Genomic DNA, 16657 nt, shown 5'->3' on the forward strand with positions numbered 1-16657 from the left:
TCCAAGATCCAAGAATCCTCTGCATTTGTGCCTGAGAGCAGCCGGCGCCATCAGGCAACCGTCGACTCTCCGGCGCACCAGAATAAAGTACCGCCTAAGCGGACATCGCGGTCAGGCGGCGCAAGCGGACGGCCGTCGAATTCAGCGCCGACAAAAAGCCGTCGACCTCTTCCGCCGTGCTCGCCGCGCCCAGACTGGCGCGCACCGCAGCGCGCGCCAGTTCGGGGCTCACCCCCATGGCACGCAAGACATGCGACGGTTCGGGATTGGCGCTCGAACACGCTGCGCCGCTGGCGACCGCGTAACCGGCCCGGTCAAGCTGTCCGACCAGCGTTTCGCCGTCGAGTTCCGGTAACGCGAAATACACGGTATTCGGCAGACGAACCGCCACCAGGCCGAAAACCGTCGCCCCCAAGCCAAGCAAACCACTCTCCAGCCGCTGGCGCAGGACGGCGACATGCCGTGCATACGCTGCCTGACGTTCGACCGCCAGCGCGCAGGCAACGCCCAGGCCGACGATTGCCGCGACGTTCTCGGTGCCCGAGCGCAGGCCGCGCTCATGCCCGCCACCCGCAATCAGCGACTCAAGCTCGAGGCGCTTGTCGAGGATCAGTGCGGCAGCGCCCTTCGGCCCGCCGAGCTTGTGCCCGGACAAGGTGAGCGCGTGCACTCCGGCCGCGTTCAGCCGCCGAAAATCGACCGGCAGCTTGCCGACCGCCTGCACCGCATCGGTGTGAAACCATGCCTGCGCACTGCGCGCCGCGCTGGCAAGCGCCTCGACATCCTGCACGACGCCGGTCTCGTTGTTCGCCAGCATGACCGAGACAAGCTTCGGTCGCTCGCGCAACAGCTCGGCAAAAGCGGTGGCATCGACCCGACCCGTAGCGTCGATCGGCGCACGGTGCAGCGTCCAGCCATGGCGGGCCAGTTGTTCAGCCGGCCTGAGCACGCACGGATGCTCGAGCCCGCTGACCAGCAGCGCGCCGGGTCGCAAGCACGCTGCCGCTCCTTTCAGAAAAAGGTTGTTGGCTTCCGATCCTCCGCTGGTGAAGATCACTTCGTTCGCCTGCGCTCCGACGGCGGCGGCTACCTTGCCGCGCGCCTCGTCGATTGCGCGCCGCGCTGCCCGACCATACTCGTGCCGGCTCGAGGCGTTGCCGAACTGCACCGAAAAATACGGCAGCATCGCCTCGAGCACCGCCGGTTCAACCGGCGTCGTCGCGTTATGGTCGAAATATGCGGGAGCGAACATGGTGCGGGCGATCAGCTCCCGAGCGCAGCCGCCTTCGCGCGCGGCCGCCCGCGCCGATAGCCCTTGCCTGCCCCCGGGTCGACGACCTGACCCTGCTGCTCGACCAGCTCGGCCAGCGTCACCGAACTCAGGTACTCGAACATCTTGTCGTTCAGCGTAGACCACAGGTCATGCGTCATGCAGCGTTCGTCCTCGCGGCAGTTTTCCTTGCCGCGGCATTGCGTCGCATCGAGCGGTTCGTCAACGGCGCGAATGATGTCGGTGACCGTCATCTCGCCGACCGCACGCGCCAGGCGATAGCCGCCGCCGGGACCACGCACGCTGGACACCAGACCATAGCGGCGCAGCTTGCCGAAGAGCTGCTCGAGATAGGACAGCGAAATCTTCTGCCGTTCGCTGATTCCCGCCAGAGAGACCGGACCCTCGCTGCAGCGCTGGGCGAGATCCACCATTGCCGTTACGGCAAAACGTCCTTTTGTAGTTAAACGCATGCTTCCTCCTTTGATGATAATAGTTGCGCAAGCACTACAACTATATGAAAAATCCGCCGATTAGTCAACTATTCTGCTCAAGTATTGCGGATCGAAACGATCCGCCGCAGCCAGTTCACCCTCGACGGCCACACCGGCCTCGTCGAGTTTCCTCAACAAGGCCTCGAAACGCCGATCCGCTTCTACAGCGTGATCGAGCAAACCATGGATTGCTTTTGCCAACGGATCGTCCACCTCGCCGGCCAGCGCATAGGCCGAGAAACCGAGTTGACCGGCCATCTGCTCGCGCTTCTCCGCCTGCTCGCCGTCGATCACCCGGGCCGGGTTGCCGACGGCTGTCGCGCGCGCCGGGACATCCTTGACGACGACCGCGTTCGAACCGACCTTGGCCGACTGGCCGATGGTGATCGGTCCCAGGATCTTGGCCCCGGCGCCGACCACCACGCCACTCTCCAGCGTCGGGTGACGCCGGCCCTTGTTCCACGAAGTTCCCCCGAGCGTCACGCCGTGGTACAGCGTCACGTCGTCGCCGATCACCGCCGTCTCACCGATCACCACGCCCATGCCGTGGTCGATGAACAGGCGGCGGCCGATCGTCGCACCCGGATGAATCTCGATCCCGGTCAGGAAACGACCAAGGTGCGAGACGAAGCGGCCGAGCCAGCGCAAACGGTGCGTCCACAGCCAGTTCGCCAGGCGGTGACCGACCATCGCGTGGACGCCGGGATAGCACGTCAGCACTTCCCACGACGTACGTGCGGCAGGATCCCGATCGAAAACAGACTGAATGTCTTCGCGCAATCGGGCGAACATCAGGCATAGCTCCTCAAGTCAAACCCGCGATCATACAATCCCACACTACGTCTGTCCACTATTTTCAGGAACAGAAGCAGACTCGTCGCGCGCCTCGCCGACCGGCGATCGCTCGCGCTCGAGCGCGTCGAGCACGCCGCGCAGAATGTTGATCTCGTCACGCTCCAGCGTCGCGCGGCCGAACAGGCGGCGCAGTTTGGCCATCAGACGACGCGGCTGGTGCGGGTCGAGAAAGCCGCTGGCGATCATGACCCGCTCCAGGTGCGTGTACAAGCCTTCGACCTCGGCGTGCCGGGCAGGCGGCGAAGCAAAGGGAACCGCGCGTGTCGAGCAGGGCGGAGCACCGGCAAAAGCAGCCAGCCGCAATTCGTAGCACAACACCTGCACCGCGGCCGCCAGATTGAGCGAAGCGTAGCCCGGGTCGCTCGGGATGTAGATTGTCCGCCGGCAGCGCTGCACGTCGGCGTTCGCCAGACCAGCCGTCTCATTGCCGAAAAGCAACGCGACCTCGCCCGTCGCCGCCCACGCGGCGACTTCCTCGGCGGCTGCGCGCGCCGCCAGGGCGGGTGGCCCGAGATGACGCTGGCGCGCGGTCACTGCCCCGGCGTACACGGTCGCCGCCAGCGCGCTATCGACGCTGGCGCAGACGCGCGCAGCACGCAGCACGTCCTCCGCTCCCGCCGCACGCGCGTCCGCCTCGCCATCCGGAAAACGCTTCGGATTGACCAGCCAGAGGTGCGACAAGCCCATCGTCTTCATCGCCCGCGCTGCCGCGCCAATGTTGCCCGGATGGCTGGGCTGAACGAGAACGATGTGCACGCGCTCAAGCAAGGCGCGCGAAGTTTCCGATTCGCCGGCGCCGTTCATATTAGAATCCGTGATCCTCCAAAACAATCGGGCGGCCGCAGCCGCCCGTCCCGTACGTCAAGACCATGCACCCAGCGCTCAACATCATCATCCGGGCGGCGCGCCGCGCCAGCCAGATCATCAACCGCGCCTCGCTCGACCTCGAACACCTGCAGGTGACCAGCAAGCGCCAGAGCGACTTCGTCACCGAGGTCGACAGGGCCGCCGAAGCGGCGATCATCGAAGTCCTGCACGAGGCCTATCCCGAATATGGAATTCTAGCAGAGGAGTCTGGCCACACCGCCGGTCGGGCTGCCGGCAGCGAGTACCAGTGGATCATCGACCCGCTCGACGGAACGACCAACTACATTCACGGCCTGCCGCAATACGCCATCTCGATCGCGCTGGCACACCGCGGACAGCTCGTGCACGCTGCGGTCTATGACACTACGCGCAACGAAATGTTCACCGCCAGCAAGGGCGGCGGCGCCTTTCTCAACGAGCGGCGAATCCGCGTCAGCAAGTGCCTGAAGCTGGAAGACGCGCTGATCGGCACCGGCTTTCCCTACCGCGTGCAGGAGCACATCGACACTTACCTGGCGATCTTCAAGGACCTGACGCGCAAGACAGCCGGCATCCGCCGCCCGGGCGCTGCCTCGCTCGACCTCGCCTACGTCGCCTGCGGGCGCTACGATGGCTTCTGGGAGTTCGGCCTCTCACCCTGGGATATTGCCGGCGGCGCCCTCCTGGTGGCCGAAGCCGGCGGCCTGATCGGCGATCTCGCCGGCAACGAAACCTATCTGCAGACCGGCAACGTGATCGCCGGAACGCCCCGGGTTTTCGCGCAACTTCTGCAGGTGATCGACCCCCATCGCAAACCTGGCCTGAACGCCTGAGGCGCCGAGGCCCGGCGCACGGCATTTCCCCGCGGCAGGCACTGACCTCGCCCTGCACAGCGCATGCCGAATCGACGATAATCCGCCCAGGCGCCGACTCGGAATGCGCCCTCTCCGGCTTACCCGGCGGGCCGGCTCCGCCGGCCCGCCGACCCGCCAGCCGGACGCTCGAGACCTGGAGGCAACATGCTGACAAGCGACGCAGCGACCCGCACACCGGCTCGCATCGAGTACCTCAAAGTACGCAACTTCCGCGCTCTGCACGACATCGAGTTCAAGGGACTGACCCCGATGACCGTCCTCCTCGGCCCCAACGGCAGTGGCAAGTCGACCGTGTTCGACGTCTTTGCGTTCCTCGCCGAATGCTTTGAACTCGGTTTGCGGCGAGCCTGGGACAAGCGCGGACGCGCCAAGGAACTCAAGACGCGCGGCAGCGATGGGCCAGTGGCCATCGAAATCAAGTACAAAGAGCATGGGTACCCGCTGATCACGTATCACGTCGCCGTCGATGAACTCAAGCACGGCCCGGTCGTCGTCGAAGAATGGCTGCAATGGCGACGAGGGCAGCGGGGGAAGCCCTTTCGCTTTCTTGACTACCGTGAAGGACAAGGACGTGCGACAAGTGGCGAGTTGCCCGACGAAGAGGACCGGCGTATCGACGTACCGCTCAAGTCGCCCGATCTGCTGGCGGTCAACGCCCTCGGTCAGTTTGCCGAGCATCCGCGGGTAGCCGCGTTGCGTGAGTTCATTACCGGCTGGCACGTGTCCTACCTCGCAGCCGATACGGCACGCGGTCAACCCGAAGCCGGACCGCAAGAGCGTCTGAGCAAGACCGGTGACAATCTGGCGAATGTCATCCAATATCTGGCTGAACAGCATCCGGAACTGCTTGAGCGCATTTTTGCTGCCCTGCGCGCGCGCGTACCCCGTGTCGAACGCGTCCTCGCCGAAACGATGCTGGACGGGCGCCTGCTTCTGCAGATCAAGGACGCGCCTTTCAGTCATCCGGTGCTGGCTAGGTTTGCCTCGGACGGCACGCTCAAGATGCTGGCTTATCTCGTTCTGCTCTATGACCCGGATCCACCCCCTTTCATCGGCATGGAGGAACCGGAGAACTTTCTCCATCCCCGCCTGCTGCCCGAAGTGGCCGAGGAATGGCGTGCCGCGTGCGAACGCACGCAAGTCCTGGTCACCACGCATTCACCCTTCTTCCTCAACGCCTTGAAGCCGGAAGAGACGCGTGTATTGTGGCGTGACGAAAGCGGTCACACCCAGGCCCGCCGGGCAGACGACCTACGGGGAGTACCGGAGCAGATCAAGCAGGGGGCGCAACTCGGGCACCTCTGGATGGAAGGCTTTCTTGGCCTTGGCGATCCCTTGGTCAACCAGGGCGGTCCGACTGCGCCGCTTGCTCGATGACGGCGAGCGTCGCGCACTTGGAGTTCCTGGTCGAAGACCGGTCCATGGAGGTTTTCCTGCGCTCACTGCTGCCTCGCTGGCTGCCCGCCGAGCTGACCTGGAGCGTCCATGCCTACCAGGGGAAACCAGACTTGTTCCAGCGCTTGCCCGACCGGCTCCGCGGCTTCGCCAACTATTTGCCAGACAATTCGCGCCGCTCGCGCAGCTTTGAGAAACGGCACGCGGTGATTGCTGAAGTGACAAGCCCCCTGAGCAATCCGCAGCGCTCACCCGAGTGGAGCAGCGGGCGCCCGACAGTCGCCGCCCTTCCTGGCCACCCGCGCCGCGCAGCGCGGCGGCTAGCGACCGCCGCGGCTGCCGCCCTTGTCCCAGGCGTAGCGGACGGTACGCTGCCAGCGCGCTGCGGCGCCGGGGGATACCTGGCGTGCGCCGGCCGACGACCGCGCAGCCCCGCCGCCGCGCGCTGGCGGCTTTACCGGCAGCGGCTTTCCCGCTTTCAGCCGACCGCTCGGCTTGCCGCGCGCGGTCGCCACCATCGCCCCGCTCAGTCGATCACCGACAAGGCGTCGTGATAGTCGTAATGCAGGTCCTCGGCCACCTCACGACAGGTGACCTTGCCGAAAGCGACGTTCAGCCCGTTGCGCAGGTGCTCGTTGTCGCGCAGCGCGCTGCGCCAGCCCTTGTCGGCGATTTGCAGGGCAAAGGGCAGCGTCGCGTTGTTCAGCGCATAAGTCGAGGTGCGCGGCACGCCGCCTGGCATGTTGGCGACGCAGTAATGGACGACGTTGCCGACGACGTAGGTCGGTTCGGCGTGCGTCGTCGGATGCGCGGTCTCGCAGCACCCACCCTGGTCGATGGCGACGTCGACGATCACCGAACCGGGCTTCATCGCGTCGATCATCTGGCGCGTGATCAGCTTCGGTGCCGCAGCGCCCGGAATCAGTACGCCGCCGATCACCAGGTCGGCACGCAGCACGTGCTGCTCGACGTTGTCGCGATTGGAAAAAACGGTGATCACGCGAGCACCGAGCAGGCGGTCCATCTTGCGCAGAACGTCGATGTTGCGGTCGATGACGACCACCTGCGCGCCGGTACCAACGGCCATCTGCGCGGCATTCGAACCGACCACTCCACCGCCCAGGATGACGATGCGCGCCGAGGGAACACCGGCAACGCCGCCGAGCAGCACGCCCATCCCGCCGTGCGCCTTCTCCAGGCAGTAGGCACCAGCCTGGATCGACATCCGGCCGGCGACTTCGGACATCGGCGCGAGCAGCGGCAGGCCGCCGCCCGGCTGGGTCACCGTCTCGTAGGCAATGCAGACTGCACCGCTGGCGACCAGTCCGGCGCACTGCTCCGGATCGGGCGCCAGATGCAGGTAGGTGTACAGGATCTGGCCTTCGCGCAACATCGCGCGCTCGCCCGCCTGCGGTTCCTTCACTTTGACGATCATCTCGCACTCGGCGAAGACTTCCTCGGCGGTTTCCACGATGCGTCCGCCGGCTTTGCGATAGACCTCGTCGGTGGCACCGATGCCGCGCCCGGCGCCGCTCTCGACGGTGACCTGATGACCGTGCGCGACCATCTCGCGCACCGACGAAGGCGTCAGTCCGACGCGATATTCGTGATTCTTGATCTCCCTTGGAACGCCAACATGCATCGCGGTCTCCTTGCCAATGGTTGCGGTCCCAGCATCTTATTGGATTTCGCAACCGGCGGCGAATCGTCGTCAGCCTGCGCGTCAGCCCGGGGACGGCCGAGGCTGGGCGACCAGGCCCTGGCCGGCGTCGGCGCATGTCGCTACACTCTCACCTCCGGTCGCGCCCGCCATCGATCATCGTCGAGCGAAACGTCGATCCACTGGCCAACCCATTGCCTCCATCAAGCCCGCATGCCTGCTGATCCGACCGCCGCCGATGCCCGCAAGCCCGCAGCCAGCCGCCGGCTGCCGGAGGAAGCGGCAGCCATCGTTGACGAGCTCGACGGCTTTCGCCGCGACATGCTGCGCTTCGCGCTGCTGCAACTGCGCGACCGCGCCAGCGCCGAGGACGCGGTGCAAGAGGCGATGCTGGCGGCGCTCGAATCGGCCGACCGCTTCGCCCAGCGTGCCCGCCTGAAGACCTGGGCTTTTTCGATCCTGCGCAACAAGATCGTCGACGCGATCCGACGCCGAACGCGCGAAGCGAGCTGCGCGGCAGGCGAGAACGAGATGAACGACGACGACTTCAACCCGCTGTACACCGCCGATGGCCACTGGCAGCGCGAAATGCGGCCGGCAACCTGGGGCAACCCGGAGCAGGCCTTCGAAAACCGCAGCTTCTGGGCGGTCCTCGACGCCTGCCTGGACGATCTCCCGCCGGCCACTGCACGCGTCTTCATGATGCGCGAAATGCTCGGTCTGGAAACTGGCGAGATCTGCCGCGAGCTGTCGATGACTGCGAACCACTGCTGGGTCGTCCTGCATCGGGCGCGTATGAGCCTGCGCCTCTGCCTCGACCAGAAATGGTTTGCCGGCGCAGGTGAACAGCGATGATCAGCTGTCGACACGCGGCTCGCCTGCTTTCGGAAGCGCTGGATCGTCCGCTCAGCGCAGGCGAGCGCGCCGCGCTGCGCCTGCATACGCTGCTCTGCATCGGCTGCCGCAACTACCGGCGGCAACTCGCCCTGCTGCGCCAGGCTTGCCGGCGCCGGGCCAGCGGCGAGGACGCAATGCCGTCCACCGAGGACTGATTGGCAGCACGAATCGGTGGCGGACGACAAGTGGCGGACGACAAGTGGCGGACGACAAGCGGCGGAAGCTTGCCGCGGCGCGGCGTCGCCCAGGCGCCGGCCTGAGCAAACGTGTAAAATGAACTTCATCGCAAGCTCGCGTGGCTGCGCGTGCCGGTATCGGTCGGCCGGCCAGCAGCGCTCGGGCCAAGCTGCATGCATGACACTGAGGACGCTTGCCCGGGCTCCAGGATGACTGCTCCCGCCCTACTACCAAAAAGCGAAACCGGCGTTGCCGCCTGCTGGGTCATCGGCCTGGCTTGCGCCGGCGCGCTCTGGTTTGCCCTCTACCGGCACCTGAATGCCTTGGCCGATGCGCTGATCGCCCTGCTCGGTCTGGCGCACGGCACGGCACTCGGCGAGGCGGTGCATTTCTTCTTCTACGACACGCCCAAGGTCTTGCTCCTGCTCACCGGAATCGTCTTCCTGATGGGCATCGTTCAGACCTTCTTTTCACCCGAAAGGACGCGCGCGCTCCTGGCCGGCAAGCGGGTCGGCGTCGGCAACGTGCTCGCAGCCAGCCTGGGAATCGTCACGCCATTCTGTTCGTGTTCGGCGGTGCCGCTGTTCATCGGTTTTCTCTCGGCCGGCGTTCCGCTCGGTGTCACCTTCTCCTTCCTCATCTCGGCACCGATGGTCAACGAGGTAGCGCTCGTCCTGCTCTTCGGCCTGTTCGGCTGGAAGGTCGCGGCGCTCTACCTCGGGCTGGGCCTGAGCGTGGCGATCGTCGCCGGCCTGGTGATCGGCAAGCTGCGCATGGAACGTCATCTCGAAGACTGGGTGCAGGGCATGCTGAACGGCACGGCACCGGAATTCGCCGGTGGGCAAGTCACCTGGGTCGAACGTTTCCAGGCCGGCTGGCGCCACGTGCGGGAAATCGTCGGCAAGGTCTGGCCCTACGTGGTCGCCGGCATTGCCATCGGCGCCGGGATTCACGGCTACGTACCGGAGGATTTCATGGCCTCGATCATGGGCAGGGATGCGCCCTGGTGGTCGCTGCCGCTGGCCGTCCTGATCGGCGTGCCGATGTACGCCAACGCCGCCGGCATCATCCCTATCGTCGAGGCCCTGCTCGGCAAGGGGGCTGCGCTCGGCACCGTCCTCGCCTTCATGATGAGCGTCATCGCGCTCTCCCTGCCGGAAATGATCATCCTGCGCAAGGTACTGAAACTGCGCTTGATCCTGACCTTCGCCAGCGTCGTCGGGGGCGGTATTCTGCTGGTGGGCTACGTGTTCAACCTGCTCCTGAGCTGAGCGCGCCGGTAGGCGCAGGCAGGGGCAGGCATTACCTGCTGGAAGAGGAGAAGCTGCGTGAAAGACGTCAAGGTGCTCGGCACCGGCTGTGCCAACTGCCGCAACACGATCCGGCTGATCGAGGAAGTCGCCGCCGAAAAGGGCGTCGCCATCGCCCTGTCGAAAGTCGACGCGCTGCCCGAGATCATGAAATACGGCGTCATGTCGACGCCGGGCGTCGTGGTGGACGGCAAGGTGGTGCACAGCGGCGGCGTGCCTGACCGCGCCAAAGTCGCCGGCTGGCTCTAGGCGCGCTGGCAAGAGACGCGGCGATGCGGCTGGGCGGCCGGTCGTTGTCGCGCGCCCCGCGCCCCGGCTAACCGGCGACGAGGCCGCCGTCGCGCCGCCGGATGACGATCGTCGCCGAGCGCGGCCGGCCGCCGCTGGCTTCCGGAAACTGGTTCGCCGGCCAACCCGAGGTAGCCATTGGCTGCGCTGGATCGCTGCGTGCGCCGGGTGCCTCACCAGGGTGCTGGATGTTGACGAACAGGTTGCAACCATCCGGCGTGCCGGTCAGCCCGGTGATCTCGCAGCCGTTCGGACCGGTCAGGAAGCGGCGAACTTCGCCGTTGCCGACATCGGCAACGAGCACCTGGTTGTTGCCCAGGCGCTCGTAGTCGCCACCGCGAATCGCTGCACCGGGCGCGTCGGTCTGTATCCACAAGCGGCCCTGCGCGTCGAACCACAGGCCGTCCGGGCTGCCGAAGGCGTCGCCCCGGATGTTGCCGCGCTGCCCGGCGTCGGCGTGCTGAGGGTCGCCGCACAGGAGGAAAATGTCCCACGAGAAATCGATCGCCGCCGCGTCGTCGGCCGCCTCGCGCCAGCGAATGATGTGCCCGAAGGCGTTCGGCGCACGCGGATTGGCGGCGTCGGCGACGCTCCGCCGGCGGTTGCTGGTCAGCGTGCAATAGACCTCGCCGGTCTGCGGATGGACGGCAATCCACTCGGGCCGGTCCATCTTCGTCGCCCCGACGAGGTCGGCCGCCTGGCGTGCGCGGATCAGCACCTCGGCCTGATCAGCAAAGCCGGTCGCCGCGACCAGCCCGTTGCGCCCATGCTGCAGCGCCAGCCAGCGGCCGCGCCGATCAGGCGAGAAGCGCGCGACGTAGAGCGTTCCCCGGTCGAGCAGGTGTCCGCCGCCGGCTGGATCGGAGGCTTGGTAGGGGTCGTCAGAGACATACTTGTAGATGTATTCGAAGGCTTCGTCGTCGCCCATGTAGACGACGACGCGCCGATCGGCGGCGAGCGTCACGGTCGCACTCTCGTGTTTGAAGCGACCAAGCGCCGTCCGCTTGACCGGCGCCTGCGTCGGCCGGCGCGGATCGATCTCGACGACCCAGCCGAAGCGATTGGCCTCGTTGGCTTCGCTCGCCACGTCGAAACGACGGTCGTGCTCGTGCCAGCGCGCACCATGGCCGCCGCGCCGAATGCCGTAGCGCTGCTGTTCCGGCGTCGGCTGTGCCAGACCATTGAAATAGCCGTTGAAGTTCTCCTCGCAACTGAGATACGTTCCCCACGGCGTGACGCCCATCGCGCAGTTCGCCAGCGTGCCGAAGACGACCAGCCCGCGCGCATCGTCGCGTGTGCGCATGGCCGGCGCACCGGCCGCCGGACCGGCAATGCGCAGCGGCGTGCGCGCGGTGATCCGGCGCGCGTAGCGTGAAGGCCGCACGACGCGCCAGCGCCGGTCGGCCCCGCTGCCGACGAGTTCGACCTCGATCACCGAAACGCCGTGCGCATTCTGCGACTTTGTCGTCTTCGCGTGGCTCCATTCGGCCATGCCGTCTGCATGCAACAGCCCTTCGTCGGTGTATTCGTGGTTGATGCACAACACGCCACGCGTGGACGAGGCCTGCCCGTTCTCGCTGAACGGAAAGAAGTGCATTCCATCGTGGTGCATGCCGGCTTGTACCGCCTGCTCGGCCGCGCTGTTGCCACCGTCGGAACGGAAAGCCGGTCCGTCCGAAACCGGGTCGCCCCAGGCGTAGAGCAACTGCAGCACGTGTCCGTCGGCAACACGCACGGCGTCTTCACGCGCCGCGGCAAGGGCCGGGAAGTTGAGCGTCGGGCGCCCACCTGCGGTTGCCGACGGCAAGTCTATCCAGCCCAGGAAGGCCAGCGCCAGGCTGCCCAGGCCGCCTTGCAGAACGCGCCGACGCGTCGCCGGAGTGGCCTCCATGCCGGTCAGCAGTTCGCCGAAGCACGGATTTGCGCTGTCGTTGCACACCGACTGGTCGTCCACCGCCGACGGCGGCAAACGCCGATGAAGAGGGGCGATTTTTTCCATCGCTGATTCTCCGAAGTTGGCCGAGGTAGCGCTGAAGGCACCCGATTGCCCGCATCGCCGCGCGGCGAGAGCGCCCGACTTGTACCGGTTTCACCCGCGCGCCACGCTGCCGCAGATCGTCAGTTGCCTGACGCTCGCATCTCAGACCGAGTCTGGCGGCGCGCTCACCGAGGATAATGCCTTCTCGATCAGCTCGTACTCGAAGCTGTCGGCGTGCCGCCGCAGGCACGCGCCGAGCGCTGCATCGCGTTCGGCAACCTGCCCGATCAGGGCGTCGATGCTTGCCGCGTCCAGGGCCAGCAGGGCCTCTGACAAAGCGCTGCGCAATGCCTCGGGGAGCGCCCCGATCACTGCACTATCCAGCGTCACTGGCGCTGGCGCAGCGGCCGCTGCGCTGGCGGGCGCGCACCGCAGGTAACGCAGCTTGAGCTGCCGTCCCATGCAATCCAGGATTTCGTTGCGCCGAAATGGTTTGGCTAGAACGTCGTCCATACCCGCCGCCAGCATCTCCGCGCGTTGCTCGATGAACACGGAGGCGGTCAGTCCGACGATCTTCACTGTCCCGCCCCCGGCCAGCGAACGGATGTGCCGCGTCGCTTCCAGCCCGTTCATTTCCGGCATCCGCCAGTCCATCCAGACGAATTGCGGCTGCCAACGCGCAAACACTTCAATGGCCTCGGCGCCGGTCGCCGCCGCTTGCACCTGAAAGCCCACTTCCTCAAGCAAGCGGCAGAGGAGCAACGCGCTTTCCGGTTGATCCTCGACGACCAGAACGCGCAGTTCGCCCTGCTCCGGCGCCAACTGAAGAATCTCGCCGGACGCCTCCTCAGCCGGCGGCAGCCGGGCTTCTCCTGCCGGTTCGACGGGTAACTCGACGCGAAAACAACTGCCCTGCCCAAGCTCGCTGGTTACACTGATCCGGCCGCCCATCAGTTCGACGAACTGCCGGGTAATCGCCAGTCCCAGACCGGTCCCCTTCTGCCCCGAGGAACTGCCAGCCTGGACGAACGGATCGAAAATCCTTGCCTGCTCCTCGGCGGCAATGCCGGAACCGCTGTCTTCGACCTCGATCAGCAGGTGGAGCGTGTCCGCGCCCGCAGCGATGCCGAGGCGCAGGCTGACGCCACCGCGCCGGGTGAACTTGATCGCGTTGCCGAGAAGATTGACCAGGATTTGCCGCAACTTGGCCTCGTCGCTGCACACGCAGCGCGGCACGTCCGCCGCCGGCGCGACGAGCAGTTGCAGCCCCTTTTCCTCGGCCCGAACGCGCATCAGGTCTGCCGTGTCGCGGATCAGCGCAGCCAGGTCGAAGGAAAGCTTCGTCACCTGCATTCGCCCGGCCTCGATCTTGGCCATGTCGAGGATGTCGTTGATCAACACGAGCAGGTACTCCCCGCTGCGGTTGATGATCTCCAGATCGCGCCGCTGGCCGTCGCTCGCACCCGGGTCCCGCCTGAGCATGGCGGCAAAGCCGAGGATCGCATTCAACGGCGTGCGCAGTTCGTGACTCATGTTGGCCAGGAAAGTGCTCTTCGCCCGGTTGGCGGCCTCGGCCGCCTCCTTGGCTTGCGCCAGTTCCGCCGTGCGCCGCTCGACCAGTTCCTCCAGATGATCGCGATAGGCAAGCAATTCGGCCTCCACGCGCTTGCGCTCGCTGATCTCGACCTTGAGTTCGGCATTGGTGCGGATCAGGTCGGCGGTGCGCTCGGCGACGCGCTCTTCCAGCCGCTGGTTCAGTTCCAGCAAAGCCGCTTCGGCGCGCTCGCGTTCGGCGATCTCGCCCTGCAGCTCCCGGTTCTGCGCTTCGACGCGCGCCTTCAGGCGATAGAGACGCAGTTGTGCGTCGATCCGGGCAAACACTTCGCCGGCATGGTAGGGCTTGGTGATGAAATCGGCGCCGCCGACGGCGAACGCCTGAATCTTGTTGACCGTCTCATCGGCGGCGCTGAGGAAGATCACCGGGGTACCGGCAGTGCGCTCGTCGGCCTTCAGGCGGCGGCAGACCTCGTAGCCGTCCATGCCGGGCATCTGCAGGTCGAGCAGTACCAGGTCCGGCACTTCGAGTGCGGCGGCGGCCAGCGCGGCCGCACCATCGAGGACCGGGCGAACCTGAAAGCCCTGCTCCGATAACAGCCGCGCAAGAAGCCGCAGGCCGTCGCGGCTGTCGTCAACGGCCAGAATACTGGCCGCACGCTCGGCCGGCGCGCCCGACACGTCAGCCGCTCCCGGGCCCTTCGGCCCGGCCAGTCGGTCGCTTGCGGCCCGTTGTAGACACTCGTTGCAAGGCCAGCATTACTCGCGTCCTTCCCTCCAATTGCCATCACTCTGGTCTTCTGCGCGACGACGCGCGCGCTGCACCAGTGCAATGATCCGCCTGTAATCAAAGTCGTTGGCCAGCGCTCGCATTTCGCCGGCGATGGCGTCGCTCTCGGCGGGCATCTCCTCGATCAGTTGCTCGACCCAGTTCATTTCGGTGCGGATCGCAGCTTCTTCCAGGCGCGCCAACCACTCATCAGGCAGTGATTGTAAGGCATGCACGCGCGCCCTGTCGTCCATCGCCGGTGCCTTTGCCGCCACCTTGTCGGCGTAAACATAGCGCACACCCAGGTGCTTCTCAATCAGTTCGAGGAGCGTCGCCGCGCGACAGGGCTTGCGCAGAAAGTCGTCGCAGCCCGCGGCCAGGATCTCGGCGCGCTCTTCCTCGAAGCTGCTGGCAGTCAGGGCGACGATCTTCGTGTCGGCCCCACCCGGGGCGGACTTGATCTGCTGCGCCGCCTGCCGCCCGTCGAGATTGGGCATCCGCATGTCCATCCAGATCAGGTGCGGGTGCCAGCGTTCCCGGACGGCGATCGCTGCATGGCCGCCCGCTTCCTCGACGGCGAAGCCGAGCGGCTTGAGCATCTGGACGAGCAGCCGCCGACTGCTGGCATCGTCGTCGGCGACCAGGATGCGCCAGACGGCCTGCCCGGGCGCCAAGCCGACGACCGGACGGCCTTCGCCTGCGTCCAGCGGCTGCTCGCACGCCGCTTCATGCGCGACGATCGTGAACGTGAAGGTGGTGCCCACGCCCAGCGTGCTATGTACCTCGATGGTGCCGCCGAGCAACTCGGCGAATTGGTGCGTGATGGCCAGTCCCAGGCCGCTGCCTTCGCCGTGTTTCTGGCCACGGGCAGATTGCACGAAGGGCTGGAACAGCCCGGCCAAGTCTTCGGCTGCGATGCCGACGCCACTGTCGGCCACCTCGAAGCTCAGGCGCACAGGGCTGCCCGGCTTGCTGCCCGCTTCGGCGCTGCCGAGAAACTGCGCGCTTGCCCGCAGCGTCACCCCGCCGCGCTCGGTAAACTTGAAGGCGTTGTTCATCAGGTTGATCAGCATCTGGCGCAGTTTCAGCTCGTTCGTGCGCACCAGTCGCGGGAGATCGGTGGCAGGCTCGATGAGCAGCGTCAGCCCCTTGTTCGTCGCGACGAGTGCAAACATCTCCTTGAGCCCGGCGAGCAGCTCGTGCAGGTCAAAATCGCTCGGGGTGACGAGTGTCCGCCCGGCCTCGATGCGCGAAAGGTCGAGCACATTGTTGAGCAGCGTCAGCAGATGTTCGCCACTGCGGTGTACCGTGGACAGATGTTCGGATTGGCCAGGCGAGAGGCGCTCCCGGCCGCTGGCTGCGTCGCGCAAGAGCAGTTCAGAGTAGCCCAATACCGCATTCAACGGCGTACGCAGTTCGTGGCTCATGTTGGCGAGAAACACGCTCTTCGCGCGATTGGCCGCTTCGGCCGCCTCTTTCGCTTCGGCCAGCGACCGCGTGCGCTCACCCACCTGGATCTTGAGTTCCCGGTTGCGCCGCTGGATGGCGCTGACCCGCCAGTAGTAACCGCCAGCCAGCAAACCCAGGGTGAGCACCAGCGCCAGCGTACGGGCCCAGGCGGTTTTCCACCGGGGCGGAGTGCTGACCACTTCGATCGCTCTGCCCTCCTCGTTCCACACCCCATCATTGTTCGACCCCTTTACCCGGAAAACGTAAGCCCCCGGATCGAGGTTGGTGCAGGTGGCGAACCGGCGCTCGCTGCCCACCTGATTCCAGTCTCGGTCGAAGCCTTCCAGCTTGTAGGCATAACGGTTCTTGACCGGAAACCGATAGTTCAGCGCGGCAAACTCGAAGGAAAACACCGACTGGTCGTAAGCCAGCGTCACGCGCTCAGTCTCATTGATCGCCGTCTGCAAGGGCGAATCCGCAGCGCCAATGGCGACCGGCTTGTTGAACACATGGAAACCGGTAAGGACAATCGGCGGAACGAACGCCGAATCCTTGATCTCCTGGGGGTAGAACGCATTGACCCCGTTGACCCCGTTGACCCCGCCGAAGTAGATGTCGCCATCGGCAGCCACGAACGCGGCTTGGTAAGAGTCATTGCCTTGCAGTCCGCCGTGCTTGTCGAAGTTGCGAAACGAAGCCGTGCGCGGATCGAATCTCGAGACACCACCGCCTCGCGTGCTGATCCACAAGGATCGGCGGTTTCGAGGATTCCGCGCACATCGTTATGGCTCAGGCTGCGCGGGTTTTCCGGATCGTGCTGATAGCGCTCGAAGCGCTCGG

General features: G+C 65.9%; 15 protein-coding genes. 6 read left to right on the top strand and 9 right to left on the bottom strand.

Annotated features, from left to right (window positions below; genetic code table 11):
- Positions 1-94 precede the first annotated feature (94 nt).
- From RKP46_RS03170 to RKP46_RS03185, 4 genes are read right to left on the bottom strand one after another with little or no spacing between them, the layout of a single operon-like run.
- Entirely contained in the window at positions 95-1252 is a 1158-nt protein-coding gene (locus tag RKP46_RS03170; RefSeq protein ID WP_311105279.1) for a cysteine desulfurase family protein, read from the bottom strand.
- Between the two features lie 11 nt (positions 1253-1263).
- Complete coding sequence (gene iscR / locus RKP46_RS03175; protein WP_311105280.1) at positions 1264-1743, bottom strand: Fe-S cluster assembly transcriptional regulator IscR; 480 nt, start codon at positions 1741-1743, stop codon at positions 1264-1266.
- Between the two features lie 60 nt (positions 1744-1803).
- The gene (gene cysE / locus RKP46_RS03180; protein WP_311105281.1) at positions 1804-2556 is read right to left on the bottom strand and encodes a serine O-acetyltransferase; all 753 of its coding nucleotides are present in this window, start codon (positions 2554-2556) and stop codon (positions 1804-1806) included.
- A 45-nt stretch (positions 2557-2601) separates the two neighbouring features.
- Positions 2602-3423 (bottom strand): RNA methyltransferase, encoded by an 822-nt coding sequence (locus RKP46_RS03185; protein WP_311105282.1) that lies wholly within the window; start codon positions 3421-3423, stop codon positions 2602-2604.
- A 65-nt stretch (positions 3424-3488) separates the two neighbouring features.
- Here RKP46_RS03185 and RKP46_RS03190 point away from each other — a divergent pair, with 65 nt between their 5' ends.
- Positions 3489-4298: an inositol monophosphatase family protein gene (locus RKP46_RS03190; RefSeq protein WP_300332432.1), complete on the top strand. Its 810-nt coding sequence runs from the start codon at positions 3489-3491 to the stop codon at positions 4296-4298.
- 186 nt (positions 4299-4484) lie between these two features.
- Positions 4485-5717, top strand: coding sequence for an AAA family ATPase (locus tag RKP46_RS03195; RefSeq protein ID WP_311105283.1), 1233 nt, complete (start codon positions 4485-4487; stop codon positions 5715-5717).
- A gap of 338 nt (positions 5718-6055) precedes the next feature.
- Here the strand turns inward: RKP46_RS03195 and RKP46_RS03200 are convergent, their stop codons facing one another.
- Together RKP46_RS03200 and ald are read right to left on the bottom strand one after the other, a co-directional pair.
- On the bottom strand, positions 6056-6253 hold the full coding sequence (locus RKP46_RS03200; RefSeq protein ID WP_311105284.1) for a hypothetical protein: 198 nt from the start codon (positions 6251-6253) through the stop codon (positions 6056-6058).
- 8 nt (positions 6254-6261) lie between these two features.
- On the bottom strand, positions 6262-7377 hold the full coding sequence (gene ald / locus RKP46_RS03205) for an alanine dehydrogenase (RefSeq protein ID WP_311105285.1): 1116 nt from the start codon (positions 7375-7377) through the stop codon (positions 6262-6264).
- Between the two features lie 231 nt (positions 7378-7608).
- Between ald and RKP46_RS03210 the strand changes: the two genes are divergently transcribed.
- The 4 genes from RKP46_RS03210 to RKP46_RS03225 all read left to right on the top strand — a co-directional run bounded on the left by RKP46_RS03210 (position 7609) and on the right by RKP46_RS03225 (position 10028).
- Positions 7609-8250, top strand: coding sequence for a sigma-70 family RNA polymerase sigma factor (locus RKP46_RS03210; RefSeq protein ID WP_311105286.1), 642 nt, complete (start codon positions 7609-7611; stop codon positions 8248-8250).
- Positions 8247-8447, top strand: a complete 201-nt coding sequence (locus tag RKP46_RS03215) for a zf-HC2 domain-containing protein (protein WP_311105287.1) — start codon at positions 8247-8249, stop codon at positions 8445-8447. The genes RKP46_RS03210 and RKP46_RS03215 overlap by 4 nt, the downstream gene beginning before the upstream one ends.
- Before the next feature lie 231 nt (positions 8448-8678).
- Positions 8679-9740 (top strand): permease, encoded by a 1062-nt coding sequence (locus RKP46_RS03220; protein WP_311105288.1) that lies wholly within the window; start codon positions 8679-8681, stop codon positions 9738-9740.
- A 57-nt stretch (positions 9741-9797) separates the two neighbouring features.
- A complete protein-coding gene (locus RKP46_RS03225) occupies positions 9798-10028 on the top strand; it encodes a thioredoxin family protein (RefSeq protein WP_311105289.1) in 231 nt (76 codons plus the stop codon).
- 67 nt (positions 10029-10095) lie between these two features.
- Here RKP46_RS03225 and RKP46_RS03230 read toward each other — a convergent pair whose 3' ends face one another.
- From RKP46_RS03230 to RKP46_RS03240, 3 genes are all read right to left on the bottom strand, one after another.
- Complete coding sequence (locus RKP46_RS03230; protein WP_311105290.1) at positions 10096-12066, bottom strand: PhoX family phosphatase; 1971 nt, start codon at positions 12064-12066, stop codon at positions 10096-10098.
- A 141-nt stretch (positions 12067-12207) separates the two neighbouring features.
- On the bottom strand, positions 12208-14280 hold the full coding sequence (locus RKP46_RS03235) for a response regulator (RefSeq protein ID WP_311105291.1): 2073 nt from the start codon (positions 14278-14280) through the stop codon (positions 12208-12210).
- A gap of 78 nt (positions 14281-14358) precedes the next feature.
- On the bottom strand, positions 14359-16449 hold the full coding sequence (locus tag RKP46_RS03240; RefSeq protein WP_311105292.1) for an ATP-binding protein: 2091 nt from the start codon (positions 16447-16449) through the stop codon (positions 14359-14361).
- Positions 16450-16657: the final 208 nt, after the last annotated feature.

The sequence above is a fragment of the Accumulibacter sp. genome (assembly GCF_031732815.1).
Lineage (GTDB): Bacteria > Pseudomonadota > Gammaproteobacteria > Burkholderiales > Rhodocyclaceae > Accumulibacter.